Genomic DNA, 22,903 nt, shown 5'->3' with positions numbered 1-22,903 from the left:
GCGATGAACGATAACGCGGTGTGGCCGTGAAACCGCGTCGCCAGTATCGCGGGCAAGCCCGGCTCCCACAGGGATTTGCGATCCACCTGAGATGGTTATCTCTGGGAGATCCTATGGTGGCCTGCAAGGGTTGATCCCGGTGGGAGCGAATTCATTCGCGAATGCGTCATGTCAGGCGACGGAAGTGTTGAATCTGCCGGCCCTTTCCCGAATAAAGTCGGTCCCACAGTTTTTGCATAAGCTTGAGATGCTACCAGCCTGTGGGAGCTGAGCTTGCTCGCGATGAACGATGACGCGGTGTGGCCGTGAAACCGCGTCGCCAGTGTCGCGGGCAAGCCCGGCTCCCACAGGGATTTGCGATCCACCTGAGATGGTTATCTCTGGGAGATCCTATGTTGGCCTGCAATGGGTGATCCCGGTGGGAGCGAATTCATTCGCGAAGAGGGCGGTACATCCGCAGGCTATTTATCTCCTGAAATACCGCCTTCCCGAATAAATTCGGTCCCACTGGATAGCGCCGCTCTTAAGAAATAACTCATATCCAGAACCAATATTCCTTTGAATCATTGGCTTTCTGTAGCCAAAGTCTGACTAAATAGCCCCCTGATAAACGTTCGTAACCAACAGGGAAATGTTATGCAACTGGGCAGTGTGGTTTTACTCTTCGTTGCGCTGGCGATCGCCATCGTATTCATGGGCTTCAAGGTTGTGCCGCAGGGCTACCAATGGACGGTCGAGCGCTTTGGTCGATACACCACAACCCTCAAGCCGGGTCTGAACATCATCGTGCCGGTGATGGATCGCATCGGACGCAAGATCAATGTCATGGAAAGCGTGCTCGACATCCCGCCTCAGGAAGTCATTACTGCTGACAACGCGACGGTACAAATCGACGCTGTGTGTTTCTTCCAGGTCGTGAACACCGCGCAGGCGGCCTACGAGGTGAACAACCTCGAGCATGCCATTCGCAATCTCCTGCAAACCAACATCCGTACCGTGCTCGGCTCCATGGAGCTGGACGCAATGCTCAGCCAGCGTGACAACATCAACGAGCGCCTGCTGCGTACCGTGGATGAAGCGACGGCCCCGTGGGGCATCAAGATCACCCGTATCGAAATCAAGGACATCAGCCCGCCTGACGACCTGATGGCGGCGATGAGTGGTCAGATGAAGGCCGAGCGGATCAAGCGCGCGCAAATCCTCGAAGCCGAGGGTCTGCGAGCGGCGGCGATTCTGACTGCCGAAGGCAAGAAGCAGGCGCAGATTCTTGAGGCTGAAGGTGGTCGTCAGGCCGCTTTCCTCGAATCTGAAGCGCGTGAGCGTCAGGCCGAAGCAGAAGCACGCGCCACCCAGGTGGTGTCCGAGGCCATTGCCAGCGGCAATGTCCAGGCGGTCAATTACTTCGTTGCGCAAAAGTACATTGATGCACTGGGCAAACTGGCTTCAGCCAACAACAGCAAGGTCATTCTCATGCCTCTTGAGGCCAGTCAGGTCATTGGCGCTGTGGGCGGTATCGGCGAAATCGTCAAAGCTACCTTCGACAGCAAGAAGTCCTGAGGCACGCCCTATGGAATACCTGCAAAACCTGTCGTTCTGGGACTGGCTTGGGCTGGGCACCATCTTGCTGATTCTCGAAGTATTCGGCGCGGGCGGCTATTTGCTGTGGATGGGCGTGGCGGCTGCAGCGGTAGGGGTCATGACATTCATCATTCCAGGGATGATCTGGACTTTTCAGTTCCTGCTGTTTGCGGTGACCTCGGTGCTGACCGCGTTGTATTGGTGGCGACGTCAGCGCACGGTGAACCGACCCTCGGATCAGCCCGGTCTGAACATGCGCGGCCAGGAACTGATCGGTCGCGTGTTTACCGTTCAGAACGAGATTGTCGATGGGCGGGGCAAGATCAAGGTTGGCGACAGCGTCTGGCTGGTGAACGGGCCTGATACCCCGGTCGGTAGTCAGGTACGGGTGATCGGCCAGGATGGGGCGATATTGCGGGTTGAGGCGCTTTGAATAACACCTGACCCCTGTAGGAGCGCGCTTGCCCGCGATAGCAGTCTTCCAGATAGCACACTGGTGCCTGACTCAACGCTATCGCGGGCAAGCGCGCTCCTGCAGGTGTCGTCGCATCCACCACGGAACTACCGCATCACTCCCGCTATCCAAGAGTTTCAGAACAATCACTGTTGGAGTACCTCATCATGCGTCTCAAGCTCGCTGTCGCCACGTTTGCTCTGCTTTCTCTCCCGGTTGGTTCAGCAATGGCTGACGCTGGGTTCTGGCGTGATGTCATTTCTTCTGGCGCCACTACCGGCTCCACTTACCTGACCTTCAAGGATCACAAACTGATCGTTGCTGCTCAAGACGACGCAGGCAGCTTTGTTGCCAGCGACGGCGGTATCCGTGGTCCTTTCCTGGAAGCTGCCATCCAGCAGGTTCGCAGCGAGAACCCAGGCCTGAACGCTTCGGACATGGATCTGGCCAACGCCATCCTGGCCAAGAATCTGGTTGCTGAAAACCAGTAATTTAGAGATAAAAAAAATGCCGCTCATTGAGCGGCATTTTTTATGGCTGGCTGTTCGGCTTACTCGCCGATAGCTGCCTTGTAGCCTGCAGCGTCCAGCAGTTTCGCCAGATCAGCATCGGCAGCACTTGGCTTGATTTTGAAAATCCATGCACCGTAAGAGTCGTTGTTCAACGATTCTGGCGCGTCGCCCAGTGCTTCGTTGACTTCGACGACTTCGCCAGCAATCGGCGAATAGATATCGGAAGCGGCTTTCACCGATTCAACGACACCCGCAGCATCACCAGCGGCGAAGACTTTGCCGATTTCCGGCAGTTCAACGAACACCACGTCGCCCAGTGCTTCCTGAGCGTGGTCAGAAATGCCCACGACAATCAGGTCACCTTCCTTCTTTGCCCATTCGTGGCTTTCAGCAAAACGCAGTTCGGCGGGGATATTGCTCATTTAGTCATCCTCAACATCGGGTCAGCGGTAAACCCGCCAGGAAAATTCAGATCAGGGCTTTGCCATGACGTACAAACGCGGGCTTCACCACGCGAACCGGGTACCATTTGCCGCGAATTTCGACTTCGGCACGGTCAGCAGTGGCCATTGGCACGCGTGCCAAGGCAATCGACTTGCTCAGCGTAGGAGAGAAACTACCACTGGTGATCTCTCCTTCGCCAATTTCTGCGATGCGCACCACTTGATGAGCGCGCAAAACGCCGCGCTCTTCCAGCACCAGACCAACCAGTTTGGAGCCAATGCCCCGTGCGCGCTCGGCTTCCAGAGCGGCACGGCCGATGAACTTGCGGGAGGCAGGCTCCCACGCAATAGTCCAGGCCATGTTAGCTACCAGAGGCGTGACTTGCTCGTCGATGTCCTGCCCATACAGGTTCATGCCTGCTTCAAGACGCAGGGTATCTCGTGCGCCCAGACCGATTGGAGAAATACCAGCGCCCACCAGATCGTTGAAGAAGCCAGGTGCCTGTTCAGACGGCAGAATGATTTCCAGGCCGTCTTCGCCGGTGTAGCCGGTACGTGCGATAAACCAGTTGGCGTCTACGCGCCCTTCAAACGGCTTGAGCTGGCGGATCAGTTCAGCACGGGAGGCGGTGACCAGCTCGGCAATTCTGGCGCGGGCGTGGGGTCCCTGAATGGCCAGCATCGACAGATCATTACGTTTGTTCAGTTGCACATCGAAGTCATTCAGATGCACAAACATCCAGGCGAGATCTTTGTCGCCGGTAGCCGCGTTGACCACCAGACGATAACCGCTGTCAGTGAGGTAAACGATCATGTCGTCAATAACCCCGCCGTCGTTGTCGAGCATCGCGCTGTATAGCGCTTGCCCCACATCCTTCAACCGGTCGACATCATTGGCGAGTAAATACTGCAGCCAGGTTTTTGCCTGACTGCCGGTTACATCGATCACATGCATGTGTGAGACGTCGAACACACCGCAATCCCGGCGCACCTGATGGTGCTCCTCGACCTGCGATCCATAATGCAACGGCATGTCCCAACCACCAAAATCGACCATCTTCGCGCCCAGGGCGAGATGCAGGTCAAAAAGCGGCGTGCGCTGTCCCATGGGTTTCTCCTTCCGGGCGTGGCGAAGGTGCGGACAGGCAAAAACGCTGACATGCCCCCTGTGTTTCGGGGTTTGGAGCAGATAGCAACATGTCGAACAGTCTGACAGACCACACCGATTGCGGCGCATTGTAGCCGCAAGGCTGTAGACCCGCACCTAACGAAATTGGCGGGCCGAGCGTCGGATCAAACCGATGACTGGCAACAGGCCAACCATGACCAGCGTCAGGGCGGGCAGGGCGGCGCGGGCCCATTCGCCCTCGCTGGTCATCTCGAAGATGCGCACCGCCAGCGTGTCCCAGCCGAACGGGCGCATCAGCAGGGTGGCGGGCATTTCCTTGAGCACATCGACGAACACCAGCAACGCTGCACTGAGTGCGCCAGGGACCAGCAGCGGTAGATACACCTTGAAAAACAATCGTGGCCCACTGACACCCAGACTGCGTGCTGCTTCCGGGAGGGAAGGGCGGATGCGTGACAGGCTGTTTTCAAGCGGCCCGTAGGCTACGGCAATGAAACGCACCAGATAAGCCAGCAGCAACGCAGCCAGACTGCCCAGCAGCAAAGGCTTGCCTGCACCGCCCAGCCAGCCGGAAACCGGAATGACCAGTACGCGATCCAGATAACTGAAAGCCAGCATGATAGAAACGGCCAACACTGAACCTGGCAGTGCATAGCCCAGATTGGCCAGGCCAACCCCGGAGTTGATCGCCGGGGTCGGTGCCAGACGTCGGGCGAACGCCAACACCAGTGCCACGCTTACGGTAATCAGCGCGGCGATGCCGCCCAGATACAACGTGTGCAGGATCAGCCCGGTATAACGCTCATCCAGATCAAAGCGCCCGCGTTGCCAGACCCAGACAATAAGTTGCAACAGCGGGACCGCGAAGGCGCAGATGAACACCAGTCCACACCAGCAACTGGCAGCCGCCGCTTTGAGTCCGCGAAGGTGGTAAAGCGCCTTGACCCGAGGCCTTTCGTTGGTCGCCCGGCTCGCACCTCTGGCTCGGCGTTCGCCGTAGAGCACGATCATCACCGCCAGCAGCAACAGGCTGGCCAGTTGTGCTGCGCTGGAGAGGCTGAAGAAGCCGTACCACGTTTTATAAATCGCGGTGGTGAAGGTATCGAAGTTGAACACCGACACCGCGCCGAAATCGGCCAGGGTTTCCATCAGCGCCAATGCCACACCCGCACCAATGGCCGGGCGTGCCATGGGCAATGCCACGCGCCAGAATGCTTGCCAGGGTGTTTGGCCAAGCACTCTGGCGGCTTCCATCAAACCTTTGCCCTGGGCAAGAAACGCTGTGCGTGCGAGCAGATAGACGTACGGGTAGAACACCAACACCAGCACGATGATCACGCCGCCGGTGGAGCGTACGCGTGGCAGTCGCAGCCCGGTGCCGAACCACTCGCGAAGCAAAGTCTGTACGGGGCCTGCAAAATCCAGCAGCCCGACGAACACAAATGCCAGCACATAGGCGGGAATCGCAAACGGCAGCATCAACGCCCAATCCAGCCAGCGCCGACCGGGGAATTCGCACAGGCTGGTGAGCCAGGCCAGGCTGACGCCAAGCAGCGTGACCCCGAAACCCACTCCCAGCACCAGTGTCAGCGTATTGCCCAGCAGGCGTGGCATCTGGGTTTCCCAGAGGTGGGACCAGATCTGCATGTCGATGGTCTGCCAGGAAAGCAGCAAGACGCTGAGTGGCAGCAGCACCAATGCAGCGATGGCGAAGACCAGTGGATACCAGCGGCGTTGGGCGGGATGTGCCAAGGGATAGACCTTAAAGGCATGGTTACGACATGGGCCTGTAGGAGCGCGCTTGCCCGCGATAGCTATCTTTCTGTCGAAAACCTCTTCGGCTGAATAAACGCTATCGCGGGCAAGCGCGCTCCTACATCGGCAGGCGTCAGGCTGCGATCAATTCCAGCCCACCCGATCCATCATGCGGATCGCTTCGGCCTGGCGCTTGCCCGCAATTTCGACCGGAATGGTATCAGCCTTGAACTGACCCCAGCTCGCGACTTCTTCGGATGGGGCGACTTTCGGGTTGGCCGGGAATTCCTGATTGGTGCCCGCGAAGATCGCCTGTGCTTCAGGACCGGTCATCCACTCGACCATAGCCTTGGCGGCTTCCGGATGAGGGGCGTGTTTTGTCAGGCCGATACCGGACAAGTTGACGTGTACGCCGCGGTCCGACTGGTTCGGCCAGAACAGCTTCACTGCCAGATCAGGATTTTCCTTATGCAGGCGGCCATAGTAGTAAGTATTGACGATGCCGACATCGCACTGACCGGCGTTAATCGCTTCCAGCACCGCGATGTCGTCAGAGAACACGTCGGTGGACAGGTTGTTCACCCAGCCCTTGAGGATCTTCTCGGAGGCCTCGGCACCATGGGTTTCAATCAACGTGGCAGTCAGCGACTGGTTGTAAACCTTTTTAGCTGTGCGCAGGCACAGACGACCTTCCCAGTCCTTGCCAGCTAGGGCTTCGTAGGTCGTCAGCTCTTCGGGCTTAACACGATCAGTTGAATAGGCGATGGTCCGGGCGCGCAGGCTCAGGCCGGTCCAGCTATGGGTCGACGAGCGATACTGCGCAGGAATATTGGCATCGATCACCGGTGAGGTGAACGGCTGCAGAATGCCCATCTGCTCGGCCTGCCAGAGATTACCCGCATCGACGGTGAGCAGCAGGTCGGCAGTGGCGTTTTCGCCCTCGGCCTTGATGCGCTGCATCAGCGGCGCTTCCTTGTCGGTGATGAATTTGACCTTTACGCCGGTTTTAGCGGTATACGCATCAAACACCGGCTTGATCAGCTCATCAATCCGGGAGGAGTAAACCACTACCTCATCGGCAGCCTGTGCGGTGCTGCCGAGCACTGTCAGTGTCAAAGCAGCCAGAAGACGCTTGCTTGCCTGCATGGAGAGGTCTCGCGTTCGCAAAATGAGGCGAAATGGTAGTGAATCCCATTTGCCAAGTCTGGATAGACGAGTAACAGAATGTTGCGAGGTGGAAGCTCAAATATTTGTGGGTGGTTCTATGTAGGCCTGCAAACACATTCCCTGTGGGAGCCGGGCTTGCCCGCGATGAACGATGACGCGATATGTCTGTTGCAGCGAGGTGTTTGTATCGCGGGCAAGCCCGGCTCCCACATTACCAAGACATTGGGCTTACAACCGCGCCAAATCCGGCAAGTCCCCACTCAACCCCAGCGCTTGGCGCACAAAGGTCGCCTTGGCTTCCGGCATCTGATTAACCATTTTCAGCCCTGTATTGCGCAGCCAGCGCAGCGGCAACTGGTCGGCCTGAAACAGCCGCTCGAAACCTTCCATAGCGGCCATCAGCGCCAGATTGTGAGGCATGCGTCGCCGCTCGAAGCGGCTCAGCACGCGCACATCAGCCAGTCGCTCGCCACGCTCATTGGCATGCAACAACACTTCAGCCAGTACCGCCGCGTCAAGGAAGCCCAGATTCACCCCTTGGCCGGCCAGCGGGTGGATGGTGTGGGCGGCATCGCCGATCAAGGCCAGACCTTCAGCGACATAACGCTTGGCGTGGCGCTGACGCAGTGGCACGCACACCCGAGGGTCGACGGCCAGCACAGGACCCAGACGGCCTTCGAAGGTCTGTTCAAGCTCGCGACAGAACGCATCATCGTCCAGAGCCGTCAACCGCTCGGCTTCTTTTGGGGTGACTGACCAGACAATGGAGCACCAATGCTCGCCTTCACGCTGCAACGGCAGGAACGCCAGTGGGCCATTGTCGGTAAAACGCTGCCAGGCCGTTTTGCGATGCGGGTTGCTGGTACGCACGCTGGTCACGATAGCGTGATGCTGGTAATCCCATTCTCGGGTTTTAGTCCCGGTCAGACGTCGAACCGCAGAGTTGGCACCGTCAGCGGCAATGACCAGCGGCGCACGTAGCAGACGACCGTCAGCCAGTGTCAGCAGCCAGTCATCCCCGGAGCGCCGCATTTGCTCCAGTCGCGCATTGGCCAGCAGGCCGATATCGCAATCATGCAGACGGTCCAGCAGGGCGTCCTGAACAACGCGGTTTTCCACGATATGCCCGAGCACGTCGGCGTGGACGCTGGCTGCCGAGAAGTGAATCTGCCCCGTGCCGCTGCCATCCCAGACCTGCATTTCGCCGTAAGGGCTGGTGCGCCGACTGGCGATGCCTTCCCACGCACCCAGGCGCTGCAGAATCCGTTGGCTGGCGGCGGACAACGCGCTGACTCGAGGTTCGAACATCGCCTGAGCGTCAAATGGCTTGACGCTCAGCGGACCGCCATCGACCACGATAACGTTCAAGCCGCTGCCCTGTAGAGCCAGTGCCAAAGCGCTGCCGACCATTCCGGCCCCGACAATCAGGAGATCTGCGCGGATTTCCATGCTTTAAATCGTTCCCGCTGATGGCGTAAGCCGGTGAGTGATAAAACGTAAATCAAACATTGGGACGAGTCCCCAGGCCCATGGCCTGACGCGCGAACCAGCGCTTGGCCGGAGGCAACAGATCAAGGCCCAGCAAACCGATGTTACGACCCGCTGCGATAAGAGGCTCATTACTGCCAAACAGGCGCGTGACCTGATCGGAAAAGCCGACCGTAAGCTGTTGATCCAGTCGCTGTTGCTCGCGATACAGCTGCAACGTTGGCAGGTCACCCGGCAGCGTATCGCTGGCCAGTAGCGTCTGCGCCAATGCGTGTGCATCCCGCAGCGACAGATTGAAACCCTGGCCGGCAATCGGGTGCAGGCTGTGCGCAGCGTTACCCAGTACGACCAGATGTGAGCGGACTTGTTCTTCCGCTTCGATGAGGTTCAGCGGATACACATGCCGCACCCCGACCTGTTGCAGCGTGCCGAGGCGATAGCCGAACACGCTCTGCAGTTCGTTGAGAAAACTGCGGTCGTCCAGTTCGAGCAAGCGTTGAGTATCCGAACCCTTACGCGTCCAGACCAGCGCACAACGGTTTTCCGGCAGCGGCAACAGCGCCATTGGCCCTTCATCGGTGAAGCGTTCGAACGCCTGACCGCAATGGGCTTCGCTCGGCGTGATGTTGGCGATCAGTGCGCTCTGATTGTAAGGGCGCTGACGAACTCCGATACCCAGTTGTTCGCGCAGGCTCGAACGGCCACCGTCGGCGAGAACCGCCAGATCACATTCCAGTTCGGTTTCGTCGTCAAGCAACAGGCGATAGCCATCCGGCAACGCCTGCATGTGTTTGACTTCGGCCGGGACGCGCCAACTGACCACGTCTTTGTCCAGGCCCTGCCAAAGGCATTGGCCCAGCCAGGCGTTTTCCACCACATAACCCAGCGCGGGAACACCTTCTTCCATCGCCGACAGGCGCGCAGACCCGAATCGACCACGGTCAGACACTTGAATCTGCAGGATCGGCTCGGCGCGGCGGGCGATGGCTTGCCACAGGCCAAGGCGCTCGTAGATTTGTCGAGCACCGAAGGACAAAGCCGAAGAACGGGCGTCATAGCTCGGCTGATAAGTGTCACCAGGGGCGAACTGTTCGATCAACACGATCTTCCAGCCGCGCTCCTTCGCGCCTGCCTGCAAAGCCATGGCGAGGCTGGCGCCGACCAGGCCACCGCCGACGATTGCCAGGTTGAAACGACTCATGCAGCAAATTCCGGTTGATTGCGGGCAGCGGCCATCAATGCCTCGATTTCCGTGACGGTTTTGGGTACGTCACCGGTAAGAATTTCACAGCCTTTTTTGGTCACCACGACGTCATCCTCGATTCTTATACCGATACCGCGCCATTTCTTCGCAACCTGCTGATTGTCAGGGGCGACATAGATACCCGGCTCGACCGTCAGGGTCATGCCGACTTCCAGTACCCGCCATTCGCCGCCGACCTTGTAGTCGCCGACGTCATGTACATCCATCCCCAGCCAATGCCCTGCGCGGTGCATGTAAAAAGCCTTGTAGGCTTCGTTGGCGATCAGCTCATCCACATCGCCTTGCAACAAGCCCAGTTCCACCAGACCTTCGGTAATGACCTGGACAGTTGCTTCGTGTGCCTGATTCCAGTGTTTATCCGGGCCAATGGCCGCAAACGCAGCTTCCTGAGATTTGAGCACCAGCTCATAAATTGCTTTCTGCTCAGGAGAAAACTTGCCGCTGACCGGGAAGGTCCGGGAGATATCGCTGGCGTAACAGTCAATCTCGCAACCCGCGTCGATCATCACCAGATCGCCATCCTTGAGCAGCGCATCGTTTTCCTGGTAATGCAGGATGCAGGCGTTGCGGCCCGAAGCAACGATAGAGCCGTAGGCAGGCATCTTCGCGCCGCCTTTACGGAATTCATAATCCAGCTCGGCTTCGAGGCTGAACTCATGCAACCCGGGGCGACAGGCTTGCATCGCACGAACGTGAGCGCGGGCAGAAATCCTCGCAGCTTCACGCATCACTTTGATTTCTGCCGCCGATTTATACAGACGCATGTCGTGGAGCAGGTGATCCAGGGCAACGAATTCGTTTGGCGGCTGAGCGCCCAGATGGGCTTTGGAGCGGATCGCATTGATCCACTCCATCAGGTGCCGATCAAACTCCGCGTTGCTGCCCATGGCCGAGTAAACCCTGTCACGGCCTTCGATGAGGCCGGGAAGGATATCGTCGATATCGTTGATCGGAAACGCGTCGTCAGCGCCGAAGTCGCGGATGGCTCCCTCCTGCCCGGCGCGTAGCCCGTCCCACAGTTCACGCTGAGGATTGCGCTCGCGACAGAACAGCACGTACTCGCCATGTTCACGGCCGGGTATCAACACCACCACCGCTTCAGGTTCCGGGAAGCCGCTCAGGTACTGGAAGTCGCTGTCCTGACGATACACATGTTCGACGTCGCGATTACGTATCGCCACGGCGGCAGCGGGCAGAATGGCGATGCTGTTGGGTTCCATCTGCGCCATCAAAGCCTTGCGTCGACGAGCGTATTCCGACTTTGGGATGTGGATCATAGGCAGGCAGGTTCCCTTTTTAAGCGCCGCGACCATCGTCCGGATGGGCGATGGTCGCGAAAGCGGCGATGAAGGATCAATGCAACGAAGGTTTTGGCTCGGCAGGCTTAGTGGCTTTGTTCAGCTCGGTAAACAACAGCAGCGGTGCGACGCGCAGGTATTCCATGACTTCCATGTAATCGCTTTCGCCGTCGTCGGATTCTTCCAGCGCGTCCTGCACCTGAGCGATGGCCGCCAGATCCTGCAACACTTCCATGGCTTCGGCACTCAAGGCAGTGTCTCCGGCAGTCAGACCAAAACCGGTGAGGAAGCCCTGACACCACTGGCCCAGCGCGATGGCGCGTTCGGCAAGCGGCTCGTCGTCACTCGGGAGCAGCAAAACAACGGTCATGTCGTCACTGGTGAGTTCGCCTTTGACCATTTCCTGCAAGCCGATGAGGGCCTGACGAACATTGTCTTCAGGCACGGACTCAAGCAGCTCTGCCGCGTCGTTCAACCAGTCACCGGAATCGAAGCCGGAACCGGCGCAACTGCGGCCCAGCAACAAGCCGTGCAGTTCAGCGGGAGAGACAGGATGACCGCTGCTGCTGAGCAGGGTGGCGAATGCTTTGTACGGGGAATTCTGAATGGGCATGGGTAGCTAGTCGCCAATCGGCTCAGTGTCTAGAATGAAGGCTTGTATCCTAGACTATCCGGGCCACAAGATCATCTACACGGCCGTAGGCGGCGCTTCAGAGGCCGTGGCGTAAAGCCAGCTCCTGTGCCACTCATCAGAAAGTATTCAGTGGGAACCAATGGAAGACACCGACCTGCAAGCGCTGATGGCCCGACTGGAATTACTGATCACTCGAGTCGAGCAACTAAAACGCCAAAACGGACTCCTATTAGCTCAGGAAAAGTCGTGGCGCGAAGAACGCGCTCATTTGATTGAAAAAAACGAAATCGCCCGGCAGAAGGTCGAGACAATGATTTCGCGCCTCAAGGCCCTGGAGCAAGACTCATGAGCAATGGCAACAGCGTCACCGTACAGATCCTCGACAAAGAATATTCGATCATCTGCCCTCAGGAGGAGCGCACCAATCTGGTCAGCGCCGCGCGTTATCTGGATGGCAAGATGCGTGAAATCCGCAGCAGCGGCAAAGTAATCGGTGCCGACCGGATCGCTGTGATGGCCGCGTTGAACATTACTCACGATTTGCTCCATAAGCAGGATTTGCCCGACCTGCAGGCCAGTGGCTCAACTCGCGAACAGGTCCGCGACCTGCTGGATCGCGTTGATCTGGTGCTTGCCACAGACTCCGATTTGCCTCCGGATGCGCCTCGGGGCTGAAATTTCTCACAAGTTTCGGTATACTTGCGCCGCTCCCTGGAGTGCTTGCCAGTCGGTCATGTCCCTGAGCCGATACGCACAACCACGGGGGTTGCACGTTGGGGTTGGTGTGCATGTCCGCTCGACGGAAAGCCTTAAAACCTCCTGCAATCTCCACCTTGAACTTTCGGGTTCAAGGGCTACACCGACAGCGGTTCGTCGGGGAGTCTCAATTCTGAGTGTTGCCGGTTTCATTCGACAACACTGTCCACGAGGTCGTCGCCCTGGCGTCCTCGATCCTGGTTCAACCGTGATGGATCAGTCTGCATGTCCCGCCGCTCATGACCAGTGACGCACCGCTCACACGCCAGCAATTGCGCCGACAATTACGTCAGGCTCGCCGCGCCTTGAGCGCCAGTGAACAGCGCGAAGCGGCACGCGGCATTTATCGGCAACTGGCTCAACATCCCCTGTTTCGTCGCGCCAGGCACATCTCGCTTTACCTGCCCATGGATGGCGAGATTGATCCGCGGCTATTACTGCGCGCCGCACAGAAACGCGGCAAAGCCACTTATCTTCCTGTGCTCAGCGCCTGGCCTAGAACCAAGATGGTGTTCCAGCGGGTCAAGCCCGGGGAGAAACTCAAACCCAACCGCTTCCGCATTCCAGAGCCGCGTATCAATCCGGCGAAACAGCGCAAAATCTGGGCGCTGGATTTGATCCTGATGCCGTTGGTAGGTTTTGATGATGAAGGCGGGCGCTTGGGTATGGGCGGCGGCTTCTACGATCGCAGTCTGGCGTATCGCTCACGCATAAAAGCCTGGCAAAAGCCTGTATTGCTTGGGCTTGCCCATGAGTGTCAGAAGGTTGAGCGCCTGGCGCAAGCCAGTTGGGATGTGCCGCTGGATGGCACAGTGTCGGATAAGCGCTGGTATCTGGTTTGAGATCCGGGCTTTCGAACTGTAGGAGCGCGCTTGCCCGCGAATATTTTGTTTGGAAATACGCATCGCGGGCAAGCGCGCTCCTATGGGGATCACGGCAAGTTAGTGTCGCGAAGGATACTTCTGCTGCTGTTGAGTGATCTCGACCGGTGCATCAGTCTTGCTGGCCCATAAACTTTGCGCATAACCCGTAGTGACGACACCCAAGCCGAACAAAATAACCAAAATCCAAAGTAAATCCGGCTTGCGTTTCATTGACTGCCCTCCTTAGGCAAATCAATACGATGTCAGCATCGGTTTTTTGTATAGGCCGTGCAGCAGCGTGGAGCTTAAAATCCCGGCATTTTGCGACAACACGTGCTCACACGCAAACGTTGACGCCAGCCGACTGTCGGTTTGTCATAAAACTGTCTGACAACTTGTCCGCGGCACATTTCAGGAGCAACAAATATGGCCTACTGGCTGATGAAATCAGAGCCCGATGAGCTCTCTATCACTGACCTTAAAAAGCTTGGCACCGCGCGCTGGGACGGTGTTCGCAACTATCAGGCGCGTAATTTCCTACGTGACATGGCGGTTGGCGACGAATTCTTCTTTTACCACTCCAGTTGCCCGGAGCCCGGTATTGCCGGGATTGCGCGCATCACCCAGGCAGCGTATCCGGATCCGACTGCGCTGGATCCGAAGAGTCACTATTTCGATGCCAAGGCCACTGCTGACAAAAATCAGTGGAGCGCAGTCGATGTGGCTTTCGTTGAAGCCTTCCCGAAAGTGCTCAGCCTGGGTTATTTGAAGCAGCAAAGCGCGCTGGAGGAGTTACCACTGGTGCAGAAGGGCACTCGCCTGTCCGTCATGCCAGTGACCGCCGAACAGTGGGCGGCGATCCTGGCATTGCGTTAACCGTTACTGAACGATGAAGTTGTTGAACAACAAATCTTCAACAATCGGCTTGCCTTCTTCGTCATTCATGACTTGCTGAACCTGCTTGAGCGCTTCCTGACGCAGCTTCTCTTTGGCTTCGGCACTGGTCATGGTGTCGACGGTCTGCTGAGTGAACAGCGCCACCAACTGGTTGCGAATCAGTGGATCATTACGCTTTACCGCAGCCTGTGCTTCCGGACCGGTCACTCGCAGAGCGATATCGGCCTTGAAGACGCGTAGCTTCGGGCCGCCATCCAGTGCGTAATTGCCCACGAAAGGTGGTGTCAGGGATACATAGGCAACCTTGGGCGCCTCACCTTCTTTGGCTGCTTCTTCAGCCAGCGCCATGGTTGGCAACGACAAGGCCAACAACATCAAGATCCACGCTTTCACAGTCCACTCCTTTATCCGGTTTGCCGCCTAGCTTACTTGAGCTTATGCATGAGTATCAGGGCGGATCATGCTCATTGACCCGAAAATCTACATACCTGAACGTATCGGCCACAAATCCAAAAGGAATAGTCTGATGAAAGCCTTGCTGTGCAAAGCGTTCGGCCCCGCCGAAACCCTCGTCCTTGAAGACATCGCCAGCCCGCAAATCAAGAAGAACGAAATCCTGCTGGATGTGCACGCCGCCGGGGTCAACTTTCCCGATACGTTGATCATCGAAGGCAAGTACCAATTCAAACCGCCATTTCCCTTTTCCCCAGGTGGAGAAGCGGCAGGTGTTGTCGCTGCGGTTGGCGAAAAAGTCAGCCATCTCAAAGTCGGCGACCGAGTGATGGCTCTCACCGGCTGGGGCAGCTTTGCCGAGCAAGTCGCCGTACCCGCATACAACGTATTACCCATGCCGCCCGCCATGGACTTCAATACCGCCGCCGCTTTCAGCATGACCTACGGCACCTCCATGCACGCGCTTAAACAACGCGCCAACCTGCAAGCCGGCGAAACCTTGCTAGTGCTCGGGGCTTCGGGGGGCGTCGGTCTGGCCGCTGTTGAAATCGGCAAAGCCATGGGCGCCCACGTTATCGCCGCGGCCAGCTCTGCGGAAAAGCTCGCCGTTGCCAAACAGGCTGGCGCAGACGAGCTGATCAACTACGGCGAAGCGAACCTCAAAGAAGAAATCAAACGCCTCACCAGCGGCAACGGCGTCGACGTCATCTACGACCCGGTCGGCGGTGACCTCTTCGATCAGGCCATCCGCTCCATCGCCTGGAACGGCCGCCTGCTGGTCGTAGGCTTCGCCAGCGGCCGCATTCCCGAACTGCCGGTCAACCTCGCACTGTTGAAAGGTGCTGCCGTGATCGGCGTGTTCTGGGGATCATTTGCGCAACGTCAGCCGGAAGATAACGTCGCGAACTTTCAGCAATTGTTTGGCTGGTATGCGCAGGGCAAGTTGAAGCCGTTAGTATCGAAGGTTTTTCCGCTGGAGGAGGCGGGGTTGGCGATTGATTCGTTGGGGGAGAGGCGGGCGGTTGGGAAGGTGGTTGTTGGGGTTCGGTAAGTATGCAGTGTGAGTTGATGCACTGAAGTCTGCATAGAGCATCCGCCGCCGTGATCGGTTGGCGGATGTTCTTGAGCTACAACACCTCCCTCAACTGTATCGGCAACAGGTCAGCATAAAACGCTCGGGGATTTTCCCTGCACCCTTCAATAATCGCGGGTTTTGCCATGTCGAAATCGTTGATTAATGTCTGCCTTTCCTCTTCCGCTACGAACGCGCTGATCACGGCTCCGTTGACCAGGTAATTTCGGGTGTCACGAAATGTTTTTGCTTCCTCGACGGGGAGGCTGTGTCGAGTCCAGATCAACTCGTTATTTAGCTGACTGCAACGCAGTTTCTTCAGTTCGACGTTAGCGCTGAGGCTCGAGATATTGGGTGTCTGAGCACCGAAGTCGTAACTCAAAAGAATACTTTCACCGTCAGGTTTATCTACAGGCGGTGTCCAGGCAGTGAAGCGCCAGGTTGGTGCCACTTGCTTCACTGCTTCGGCGAGCCGCGGGTCTGAAGCCTTGACGATGTCTTTGAATAACACTGTGCCGTTGGCGTTGATGAATAGTCGAACCTTGACCTTCCCACCCTCTTTGTTCCTGAGCATTTCCTCGGGGTATTCGGCATGAGGCAGATATAGGGGTTTTGGGTAGGAAGTGGCTGCCTGTGTGGTGAGCGACAATGAGAGGCTCACGAGAATCAGGAAAATGCGCATGTTGAAATCCTTTGGACTGACGATCACAACAGCGTCCGAATCTGCTGAGGTAAATAATCCGCATATCTAGCATCCGGATTTCGTCTGCAGTCTTTGATGGCTCCTGGAATGGCGCTTTCAAGTTCTGCAAACAAAGCCGCGCGCTTCTCCGGTTCCGGTACGCGATAAGCCACGTAGCTTCCGGCGAGGTGCTGCCGTGTGTGCCAGAACACATCAATCTTGTTCAACGGATCTTTTGGGTAATCGAGCTTGCTGGTCTTGGCCTCGTAGTTGAGGTAAGCGCAGAGCGTATTTTCCAGGCCGACGGTTATTTCCTTCGTAAACGGCTCAATGCCGCGAGCGCCGAACAGTATCGGAACGATGATGCTGACGTTCCCCGGTTTGCCATCAGCTACCTCCCATGGCTGATAACGCCATTTGACGATGGCGCGCAGGGCTGCCTCGGACAGTTTGGGGTGGCTACTCTCGATGACTCTTATACCCTGCACCGTGCCGAAAGCGCTGACGGTCAGGTTGATCAGCACCTTACCGGTGTAACGCGATTTCACCAGTTCCTGAGGATATTCAGGGTTCGGTCTGGACATGGGTATAAGCAGGGCGTCGCTTGCCAGGGCACCTGTGGAAAACCAGCCAATCAAAATAAACACGAATAACTTCACTACGTACCTCTAGCGGTCACGGGCGCGGGGTGGCCCTGCAGGCTGCGATGGTAGGTGCCTGCTGCGTAGGAGCAGAACCCCGCGACTTCCGATACGGCTGTAGGAGTGATCCTAAAAATTCGTATTCAGTTACACATTGATGGCATGTTCATAAAACAACACGACCTACTCCGCATCTCCTACAAATTCTCGGACGAGAAGCAGTGCTTTTTTCTGTAATGAAAATGTAATATTCGCTTTCGCGCAGAAAAATAAAAAGTGGAGTTTCTCGATGTTTGCTTTCTTCCGTCCCGCCGCACATCAGGCGCCCCTGCCTGAAGAAAAGGTCGACAGTACCTACCGACGTCTGCGCTGGCAGATTTTCGCGGGTATCTTTATCGGCTACGCCGGTTACTACCTGCTTCGTAAAAACTTCTCGTTAGCGATGCCTTATCTGATAGATGAGGGCTATACCCGTGGACAGCTGGGCGTGGCCATGTCGGCGATTGCAATTGCCTACGGCTTGTCCAAGTTCCTGATGGGCATCGTTTCCGACCGTTCCAACCCACGATATTTCCTGCCTTTCGGTTTGCTGGTGTCGGCGGGCGTGATGTTCATATTCGGCTTCGCGCCCTGGGCGACGTCCAGCGTGACGATCATGTTCATTCTGTTGTTCATCAACGGCTGGGCGCAGGGCATGGGCTGGCCGCCAAGCGGACGGACCATGGTGCACTGGTGGTCGCAGAAAGAGCGCGGCGGTGTGGTGTCGGTGTGGAACGTGGCGCACAACGTGGGGGGTGGTCTGATTGGTCCGCTGTTCCTGTTGGGCCTGGGTTGGACCAATGACTGGCACGCAGCATTCTATGTGCCTGCCGCGGTGGCGTTGCTGGTTGCAGTGTTTGCATTCGCGACCATGCGTGACACTCCGCAATCGGTTGGTTTGCCACCCATCGAGCATTACAAGAACGACTATCCGGAAGGCTACGATGCCAGCCACGAAGAAGAATTTTCGGCCAAGGAAATCTTCGTCAAGTACGTGCTGCGCAACAAAATGCTGTGGTACATCGCCTTGGCTAACGTGTTCGTTTATCTGCTGCGCTATGGCGTGCTGGACTGGGCGCCGACCTACCTGAAAGAAGCCAAGCACTTTACGGTCGACAAGACTTCCTGGGCTTACTTCCTTTATGAGTGGGCGGGTATTCCGGGCACGCTGCTGTGCGGCTGGATGTCGGACAAGATCTTCAAAGGCAACCGTGGCCTGACAGGCGTGGTGTTCATGGTTCTGGTGACCGTTGCGACACTGGTTTACTGGCTGAATCCGCCAGGTAATCCGACCGTCGATATGATCGCGCTGGTCTCCATCGGCTTCCTTATCTATGGCCCGGTCATGCTGATCGGCTTGCAGGCACTGGAGCTGGTACCGAAAAAAGCAGCGGGTACAGCGGCAGGCTTTACGGGTCTGTTCGGCTACCTGGGTGGCTCGGTCGCCGCTAGTGCAGCAATGGGCTACACCGTTGACCACTTCGGTTGGGATGGCGGGTTTGTCTTGCTGATCGGTGCTTGCGTGCTGTCTATCGTCTTCTTGCTACCGACGTTGTGGCATAAGCAGGTGGCGAGTACGAGTCGCTAAGGCGACGGCTGGATATCGCCCGTAGGATCCACTGAATGTAGTGGAACCTGTGGGAGCAGGGCTTGCCCGCGATAGAGGCGACGCGATCTAAAGTGAACCGCGTCCAACCTTATCGCGGGCAAGCCCGGCTCCCACATTCCCCACGGCAGGTTCGGTGTTTGTCACACCCTCTGCTCCTCAACCCAGCACCGCTTCAACCGGGCCTCCAGATTCAGATCCGGCATGGCGTGAATGCGCAGCGCATTGGCGGTTTGTTCGACGTAGTCGCGCGTGGTGCCGTAGCGGCCGCTAGCGCTGGCCAGCACCTGACTGAGTACGCTGTCCGGCAAATTGCCTGCGTAACTGGGTAGATGTCGCTCTAGCACAAATCCGAGCGCTTGAACCCGTCGGCCGTCAGCAAGGCGGCAACTGAGCCAATGTGGGCGATAGGAAGGGAAGGGCATTTCTCGCTGCCACAGGGCAAGCAGCGATTCTTCAAGATTGTCTTCCGGCAAGCGGTAAGCAAAGCCGCTGCATGAGCCGCCGCGATCCAGGCCAAACACCAGGCCGGGCATTTCCGGTGTTCCCCGATGCTCGTGCGACCACAGGTACAAACCGCGATGGTAACCATGAATACGCCCGCGTTGGCGCTCCACAGCTGTGCACTCGGGCCGCCAGATTAATGACCCGTATGCGAACAGCCACACGGGTCCACCTTCATGGCGCTGCATGGTTTTTTTCATCGAGAGCATCAATTGCTCGCGGGTCAGTTGCGGACCCAGATCGATGATGGGTGGATACGTCAGCCCCAGACCGTCGTGAACGGCCGCTGACAAGCTGTTGATTTGATTCTCCATTCGGGCTCCCCTGGCCTGTACGCTGCCAGTTGTAGCGGATCTGAGTGAGTGACGCGCTGCAACGCGAGCTTGGATAAATCGATGACGTGAGCCCCGGCTTGATGACCAGGCCGACGGGCGATCACGTTTCACGGCTGAAACAGTTGCATCTATTTAATTAAAAAAACAATGCAATTAGCAATCCATGCAAGTTAACCCCTAACGGATTTGCGGAATCTTCCCGATGAACGACGTGTATTGGTCACGTTTAATTTAAGGATGATTCCTACATGACATTGGGATCATTCCGCTTACAGAGTCAACCACTCGAGTCGTATAACGCCCAGCCTCAAAGTCATAAGCAGTACATCCGGCCATGAAAGTAGATGCGGTTATAAAGGTGATGTGGCTTTTAGCGCTGGGCGCTGGGGCCCTGCAAGCAAAGGCTGATGTACAGGCAGAGTCGGACAGGGAAGGTTTTTGGGTCGTGCAGACCAGTGTGTACACGAGGCATTTCTCGCCCTCGCCGGAGCATAACAACCGCCAAAACCTTATCGGCCTTGAGCACAACGAGCCATCAGGGCTGGTCTATGGCGGCGCCACTTTTCGCAACTCATTCGCGCAGCGTTCCGTTTACGGCTATGTGGGTAAACGCTTTAACAGCAGCCGGTTTCCCGCGGTGTACCTGAAAATCACGGGTGGGCTGTTGCATGGCTATCGGGGCGAATACCGAGACAAGATTCCGCTGAATCGATACGGCGTAGCGCCTGTAATTATTCCTGGAGTGGGAATCAACCTGGAGTCTGTTGTCGCGGAAGCCGTCCTGTTGGGGGCTTCCGCTGCGATGCTTAACGTCGGTTTTCGTTTTTGACGGCGCCCTGATCAGGGCCGTGGCGCGTAGGCGAATACGTCAGCGCGCATTTGGTGTGCGTCCATTCCGGCGCTGACGAGGGCGTCGAGGGTCGCGTAGATCATGGCCGGTGAGCCGCTGGCGTAGACGTGTACTGCCGAGAGATCGTCAATGTCTTCGCAGACGGCTTCATGGAGCATGCCGCAGCGTCCTTCCCAACCACACAGGTCGCTGACCACTTTGTGCAGAAACAGATTAGGCAGCTTCTTCCACTCTTCCCAATGCTTGATCTCGTAGAAGTCATCCGGACGACGCGCGCCCCAGTACAGGTGCACCGGGTGAGCGAAGCCTTTGGCGCGGCAGTGTTCGATTAGGCTGTGCATCTGCGCCATGCCGGTACCGGCGGCGATCAATACCAGCGGGCCATCAGGCAGATCGGCCAGGTGCGTGTCACCAAATGGCAGTTCGACGCGAGCCATCTGATCGCGTTGCAGTTGTTCGATCAGGCTTTGCGCGCTGGCTTCGCGGACCAGTACATGCATTTCCAGATCGCGACCGCTGTGGGGAGCGGACGCCAGAGAGAACGCCGATTTCTCGCCGCTGTCCTTGTGGATCATCAAGTACTGACCGGCGTGATAACGCGGTGGCTTGCCAGCCGGGGCGCGCAAGCCTACCCGCCAGACATCGCCACCGACTTCAACACACTCGCTTAACTGGCAGGCGAATGTGCGAACGGGCAGCTCACCGAGAGCGAGCACGCCGTCCCACAGCACTTCGCAGTCTTCCAGCGGTTCTGCGAGGCAGGTATAGATCTCGCCGTGGGTCAGCTCGTCGTCGGCCTGTCTCACGCGGCCCTGGACCAGCAGCGCCGAGCACACATGGCAGTTGCCGTTGCGACAGCTTTGCGGGCATTCGTAACCCAAACGTTGCGCGGCATCGAGAATCCGCTCACCGGGCAAGGTTTCCAGCACTGCACCCGAAGGCTGCAAAGTCACGCGCATCAATCTATTCCCAACTGATTCCAGATTTCGTCGACCCGGCGAGTCGTGGCTTCGTCCTTGACGATCACCCGACCCCACTCACGTGTAGTTTCGCCTGGCCATTTATGCGTTGCATCCAGCCCCATTTTCGAACCCAGTCCGGAAACCGGTGAGGCGAAATCCAGATAATCAATCGGCGTGTTTTCGATCATTACCGTGTCGCGCTTGGGGTCCATGCGCGTGGTAATGGCCCAGATCACGTCGTTCCAGTCCCGAGCATTGATATCGTCGTCGGTGACGATAACGAACTTGGTGTACATGAACTGTCGCAAAAACGACCACACGCCGAGCATTACGCGCTTTGCGTGGCCAGGGTACTGCTTCTTCATGGTCACCACCGCCATACGGTACGAGCAGCCTTCGGGCGGCAAATAGAAGTCGGTGATTTCCGGGAACTGCTTTTGGAGGATCGGCACGAACACTTCGTTCAATGCAACGCCAAGAATCGCCGGCTCATCAGGTGGACGGCCGGTGTAAGTGCTGTGATAAATCGGCTTGATACGATGAGTGATGCGCTCGACGGTGAACACTGGGAAGCTATCGACTTCGTTGTAATAGCCGGTGTGGTCGCCGTACGGGCCTTCATCGGCCATTTCGCCGGGATGAATCACGCCTTCCAGAACGATTTCCGCGCTGGCGGGCACTTGCAGGTTATTGCCACGGCACTTGATCAGCTCTGTGCGATTGCCCCGCAGCAAGCCTGCGAAGGCATATTCGGAGAGGCTGTCCGGCACCGGCGTCACAGCGCCGAGAATCGTCGCCGGATCTGCACCCAGCGCAACGGACACCGGGAATGGCTCGCCAGGATGCTTGAGACACCATTCCTTGAAGTCCAGCGCGCCGCCACGATGGCTCAACCAGCGCATGATGACTTTGTTGCGGCCGATGACCTGTTGGCGATAAATGCCCAGATTCTGCCGTTCTTTATTCGGACCGCGAGTCACGGTCAGGCCCCAGGTGATCAGCGGGCCAACGTCGCCAGGCCAGCAGGTCTGAACGGGTAGCATGCCCAGATCCACATCGTCGCCTTCAATGACGATCTCCTGGCAAGGGGCGTCTTTGACAACCTTGGGGGCCATGGAGATGACTTTTTTGAAGATCGGCAGCTTGGACCAAGCGTCTTTCAAACCCTTGGGAGGCTCGGGCTCTTTGAGGAATGCCAGCAGTTTGCCGATCTCCCGCAGTTCGCTGACTTCTTCAGCGCCCATGCCCATGGCGACGCGTTCTGGCGTGCCGAACAGGTTGCCCAGCACCGGGATGTCAAAGCCCACCGGCTTTTCGAACAGCAGAGCCGGGCCCTTGGCGCGCAAGGTCCGATCGCAGATTTCGGTCATTTCCAACACTGGGGAAATCGGCATCTGAATGCGTTTCAACTCTCCGCGCTGCTCAAGCTGCTGCACGAAATCCCGTAGATCCTTGAATTTCATTAACCCGGCCACCGATAAAATAGGTTCGTATCGTACCTGCTCTTAGAGTTCGTGGCAG

Annotated in this window: 25 protein-coding genes and 1 other RNA gene; 11 read left to right on the top strand and 15 right to left on the bottom strand. The window is 57.4% G+C overall.

Annotated features, from left to right (window positions below; translation table 11 throughout):
- The first annotated feature begins 636 nt into the window (after positions 1–636).
- From K3169_RS28545 to K3169_RS28535, 3 genes are all read left to right on the top strand, one after another.
- Positions 637–1,557 carry an SPFH domain-containing protein gene (locus K3169_RS28545; RefSeq protein ID WP_027901293.1) on the top strand — a complete coding sequence of 307 codons (921 nt, stop codon included), beginning with the start codon at positions 637–639 and terminating at the stop codon, positions 1,555–1,557.
- Positions 1,558–1,567: 10 nt separating this feature from the next.
- On the top strand, positions 1,568–2,011 hold the full coding sequence (locus K3169_RS28540; RefSeq protein ID WP_099268361.1) for an NfeD family protein: 444 nt from the start codon (positions 1,568–1,570) through the stop codon (positions 2,009–2,011).
- Positions 2,012–2,199: 188 nt separating this feature from the next.
- Positions 2,200–2,523, top strand: a complete 324-nt coding sequence (locus K3169_RS28535; protein ID WP_027901291.1) for a DUF2388 domain-containing protein — start codon at positions 2,200–2,202, stop codon at positions 2,521–2,523.
- A gap of 59 nt (positions 2,524–2,582) precedes the next feature.
- On the opposite strand, the gene gcvH is transcribed toward K3169_RS28535, so the two are convergent.
- From gcvH to K3169_RS28495, 8 genes are all read right to left on the bottom strand, one after another.
- Complete coding sequence (gcvH, locus tag K3169_RS28530) at positions 2,583–2,966, bottom strand: glycine cleavage system protein GcvH (RefSeq protein ID WP_027901290.1); 384 nt, start codon at positions 2,964–2,966, stop codon at positions 2,583–2,585.
- 46 nt (positions 2,967–3,012) lie between these two features.
- Complete coding sequence (gene gcvT, locus K3169_RS28525; RefSeq protein ID WP_231675390.1) at positions 3,013–4,095, bottom strand: glycine cleavage system aminomethyltransferase GcvT; 1,083 nt, start codon at positions 4,093–4,095, stop codon at positions 3,013–3,015.
- A gap of 156 nt (positions 4,096–4,251) precedes the next feature.
- On the bottom strand, positions 4,252–5,868 hold the full coding sequence (locus tag K3169_RS28520) for an ABC transporter permease (RefSeq protein ID WP_263269222.1): 1,617 nt from the start codon (positions 5,866–5,868) through the stop codon (positions 4,252–4,254).
- Between the two features lie 147 nt (positions 5,869–6,015).
- Positions 6,016–7,017: an extracellular solute-binding protein gene (locus tag K3169_RS28515; protein ID WP_122398096.1), complete on the bottom strand. Its 1,002-nt coding sequence runs from the start codon at positions 7,015–7,017 to the stop codon at positions 6,016–6,018.
- Between the two features lie 249 nt (positions 7,018–7,266).
- Positions 7,267–8,481: a 2-octaprenyl-3-methyl-6-methoxy-1,4-benzoquinol hydroxylase gene (locus K3169_RS28510; protein WP_263272369.1), complete on the bottom strand. Its 1,215-nt coding sequence runs from the start codon at positions 8,479–8,481 to the stop codon at positions 7,267–7,269.
- 58 nt (positions 8,482–8,539) lie between these two features.
- On the bottom strand, positions 8,540–9,727 hold the full coding sequence (gene ubiH, locus K3169_RS28505; protein WP_099268366.1) for a 2-octaprenyl-6-methoxyphenyl hydroxylase: 1,188 nt from the start codon (positions 9,725–9,727) through the stop codon (positions 8,540–8,542).
- Complete coding sequence (gene pepP, locus K3169_RS28500; RefSeq protein WP_027902402.1) at positions 9,724–11,067, bottom strand: Xaa-Pro aminopeptidase; 1,344 nt, start codon at positions 11,065–11,067, stop codon at positions 9,724–9,726. Before pepP ends, ubiH begins: the two co-directional genes overlap by 4 nt.
- A gap of 76 nt (positions 11,068–11,143) precedes the next feature.
- A complete protein-coding gene (locus K3169_RS28495; protein WP_027902403.1) occupies positions 11,144–11,701 on the bottom strand; it encodes a YecA family protein in 558 nt (185 codons plus the stop codon).
- A 160-nt stretch (positions 11,702–11,861) separates the two neighbouring features.
- Here K3169_RS28495 and K3169_RS28490 point away from each other — a divergent pair, with 160 nt between their 5' ends.
- The 4 genes from K3169_RS28490 to K3169_RS28475 all read left to right on the top strand — a co-directional run bounded on the left by K3169_RS28490 (position 11,862) and on the right by K3169_RS28475 (position 13,320).
- Entirely contained in the window at positions 11,862–12,071 is a 210-nt protein-coding gene (locus tag K3169_RS28490; protein ID WP_027902404.1) for a TIGR02449 family protein, read from the top strand.
- Positions 12,068–12,397: a cell division protein ZapA gene (locus K3169_RS28485; protein WP_027902405.1), complete on the top strand. Its 330-nt coding sequence runs from the start codon at positions 12,068–12,070 to the stop codon at positions 12,395–12,397. The genes K3169_RS28490 and K3169_RS28485 overlap by 4 nt, the downstream gene beginning before the upstream one ends.
- 30 nt (positions 12,398–12,427) lie before the next feature.
- Positions 12,428–12,606, top strand: a non-coding RNA gene (ssrS, locus tag K3169_RS28480) — 6S RNA.
- Positions 12,607–12,717: 111 nt separating this feature from the next.
- Positions 12,718–13,320: a 5-formyltetrahydrofolate cyclo-ligase gene (locus tag K3169_RS28475; RefSeq protein ID WP_231675388.1), complete on the top strand. Its 603-nt coding sequence runs from the start codon at positions 12,718–12,720 to the stop codon at positions 13,318–13,320.
- 99 nt (positions 13,321–13,419) lie between these two features.
- On the opposite strand, the gene K3169_RS28470 is transcribed toward K3169_RS28475, so the two are convergent.
- Complete coding sequence (locus tag K3169_RS28470) at positions 13,420–13,572, bottom strand: hypothetical protein (protein ID WP_049826714.1); 153 nt, start codon at positions 13,570–13,572, stop codon at positions 13,420–13,422.
- A gap of 195 nt (positions 13,573–13,767) precedes the next feature.
- Here K3169_RS28470 and K3169_RS28465 point away from each other — a divergent pair, with 195 nt between their 5' ends.
- Positions 13,768–14,217 carry an EVE domain-containing protein gene (locus K3169_RS28465; protein ID WP_027898173.1) on the top strand — a complete coding sequence of 150 codons (450 nt, stop codon included), beginning with the start codon at positions 13,768–13,770 and terminating at the stop codon, positions 14,215–14,217.
- 3 nt (positions 14,218–14,220) lie between these two features.
- Here the strand turns inward: K3169_RS28465 and K3169_RS28460 are convergent, their stop codons facing one another.
- Positions 14,221–14,631: a flagellar basal body-associated protein FliL gene (locus K3169_RS28460; protein WP_255882100.1), complete on the bottom strand. Its 411-nt coding sequence runs from the start codon at positions 14,629–14,631 to the stop codon at positions 14,221–14,223.
- 133 nt (positions 14,632–14,764) lie between these two features.
- Between K3169_RS28460 and K3169_RS28455 the strand changes: the two genes are divergently transcribed.
- Positions 14,765–15,742, top strand: a complete 978-nt coding sequence (locus tag K3169_RS28455) for an NADPH:quinone oxidoreductase family protein (RefSeq protein WP_263269216.1) — start codon at positions 14,765–14,767, stop codon at positions 15,740–15,742.
- A 76-nt stretch (positions 15,743–15,818) separates the two neighbouring features.
- Here K3169_RS28455 and K3169_RS28450 read toward each other — a convergent pair whose 3' ends face one another.
- Both K3169_RS28450 and K3169_RS28445 read right to left on the bottom strand, forming a co-directional pair.
- Positions 15,819–16,445, bottom strand: a complete 627-nt coding sequence (locus K3169_RS28450) for an energy transducer TonB (RefSeq protein ID WP_263269215.1) — start codon at positions 16,443–16,445, stop codon at positions 15,819–15,821.
- Between the two features lie 23 nt (positions 16,446–16,468).
- Positions 16,469–17,083 carry an energy transducer TonB gene (locus tag K3169_RS28445; RefSeq protein WP_263269213.1) on the bottom strand — a complete coding sequence of 205 codons (615 nt, stop codon included), beginning with the start codon at positions 17,081–17,083 and terminating at the stop codon, positions 16,469–16,471.
- 292 nt (positions 17,084–17,375) lie between these two features.
- Between K3169_RS28445 and glpT the strand changes: the two genes are divergently transcribed.
- Positions 17,376–18,713 (top strand): glycerol-3-phosphate transporter, encoded by a 1,338-nt coding sequence (gene glpT, locus K3169_RS28440; RefSeq protein ID WP_027898179.1) that lies wholly within the window; start codon positions 17,376–17,378, stop codon positions 18,711–18,713.
- Positions 18,714–18,874: 161 nt separating this feature from the next.
- Here glpT and K3169_RS28435 read toward each other — a convergent pair whose 3' ends face one another.
- Positions 18,875–19,549 (bottom strand): gamma-glutamylcyclotransferase, encoded by a 675-nt coding sequence (locus K3169_RS28435; protein ID WP_263269210.1) that lies wholly within the window; start codon positions 19,547–19,549, stop codon positions 18,875–18,877.
- A gap of 355 nt (positions 19,550–19,904) precedes the next feature.
- Between K3169_RS28435 and K3169_RS28430 the strand changes: the two genes are divergently transcribed.
- Positions 19,905–20,399: a sn-glycerol-3-phosphate transporter gene (locus tag K3169_RS28430; protein WP_411567023.1), complete on the top strand. Its 495-nt coding sequence runs from the start codon at positions 19,905–19,907 to the stop codon at positions 20,397–20,399.
- An 11-nt stretch (positions 20,400–20,410) separates the two neighbouring features.
- Here the strand turns inward: K3169_RS28430 and K3169_RS28425 are convergent, their stop codons facing one another.
- The gene (locus tag K3169_RS28425; RefSeq protein WP_263269208.1) at positions 20,411–21,379 is read right to left on the bottom strand and encodes a CDP-6-deoxy-delta-3,4-glucoseen reductase; all 969 of its coding nucleotides are present in this window, start codon (positions 21,377–21,379) and stop codon (positions 20,411–20,413) included.
- Complete coding sequence (gene ubiD / locus K3169_RS28420) at positions 21,379–22,845, bottom strand: 4-hydroxy-3-polyprenylbenzoate decarboxylase (protein WP_027898623.1); 1,467 nt, start codon at positions 22,843–22,845, stop codon at positions 21,379–21,381. Before ubiD ends, K3169_RS28425 begins: the two co-directional genes overlap by 1 nt.
- Positions 22,846–22,903 lie beyond the last annotated feature (58 nt).

The organism is Pseudomonas phytophila (assembly GCF_025643095.1).
GTDB classification, from domain to species: domain Bacteria; phylum Pseudomonadota; class Gammaproteobacteria; order Pseudomonadales; family Pseudomonadaceae; genus Aquipseudomonas; species Aquipseudomonas quasicaspiana.
This window is presented reverse-complemented; position numbering and strand designations above follow the sequence as displayed.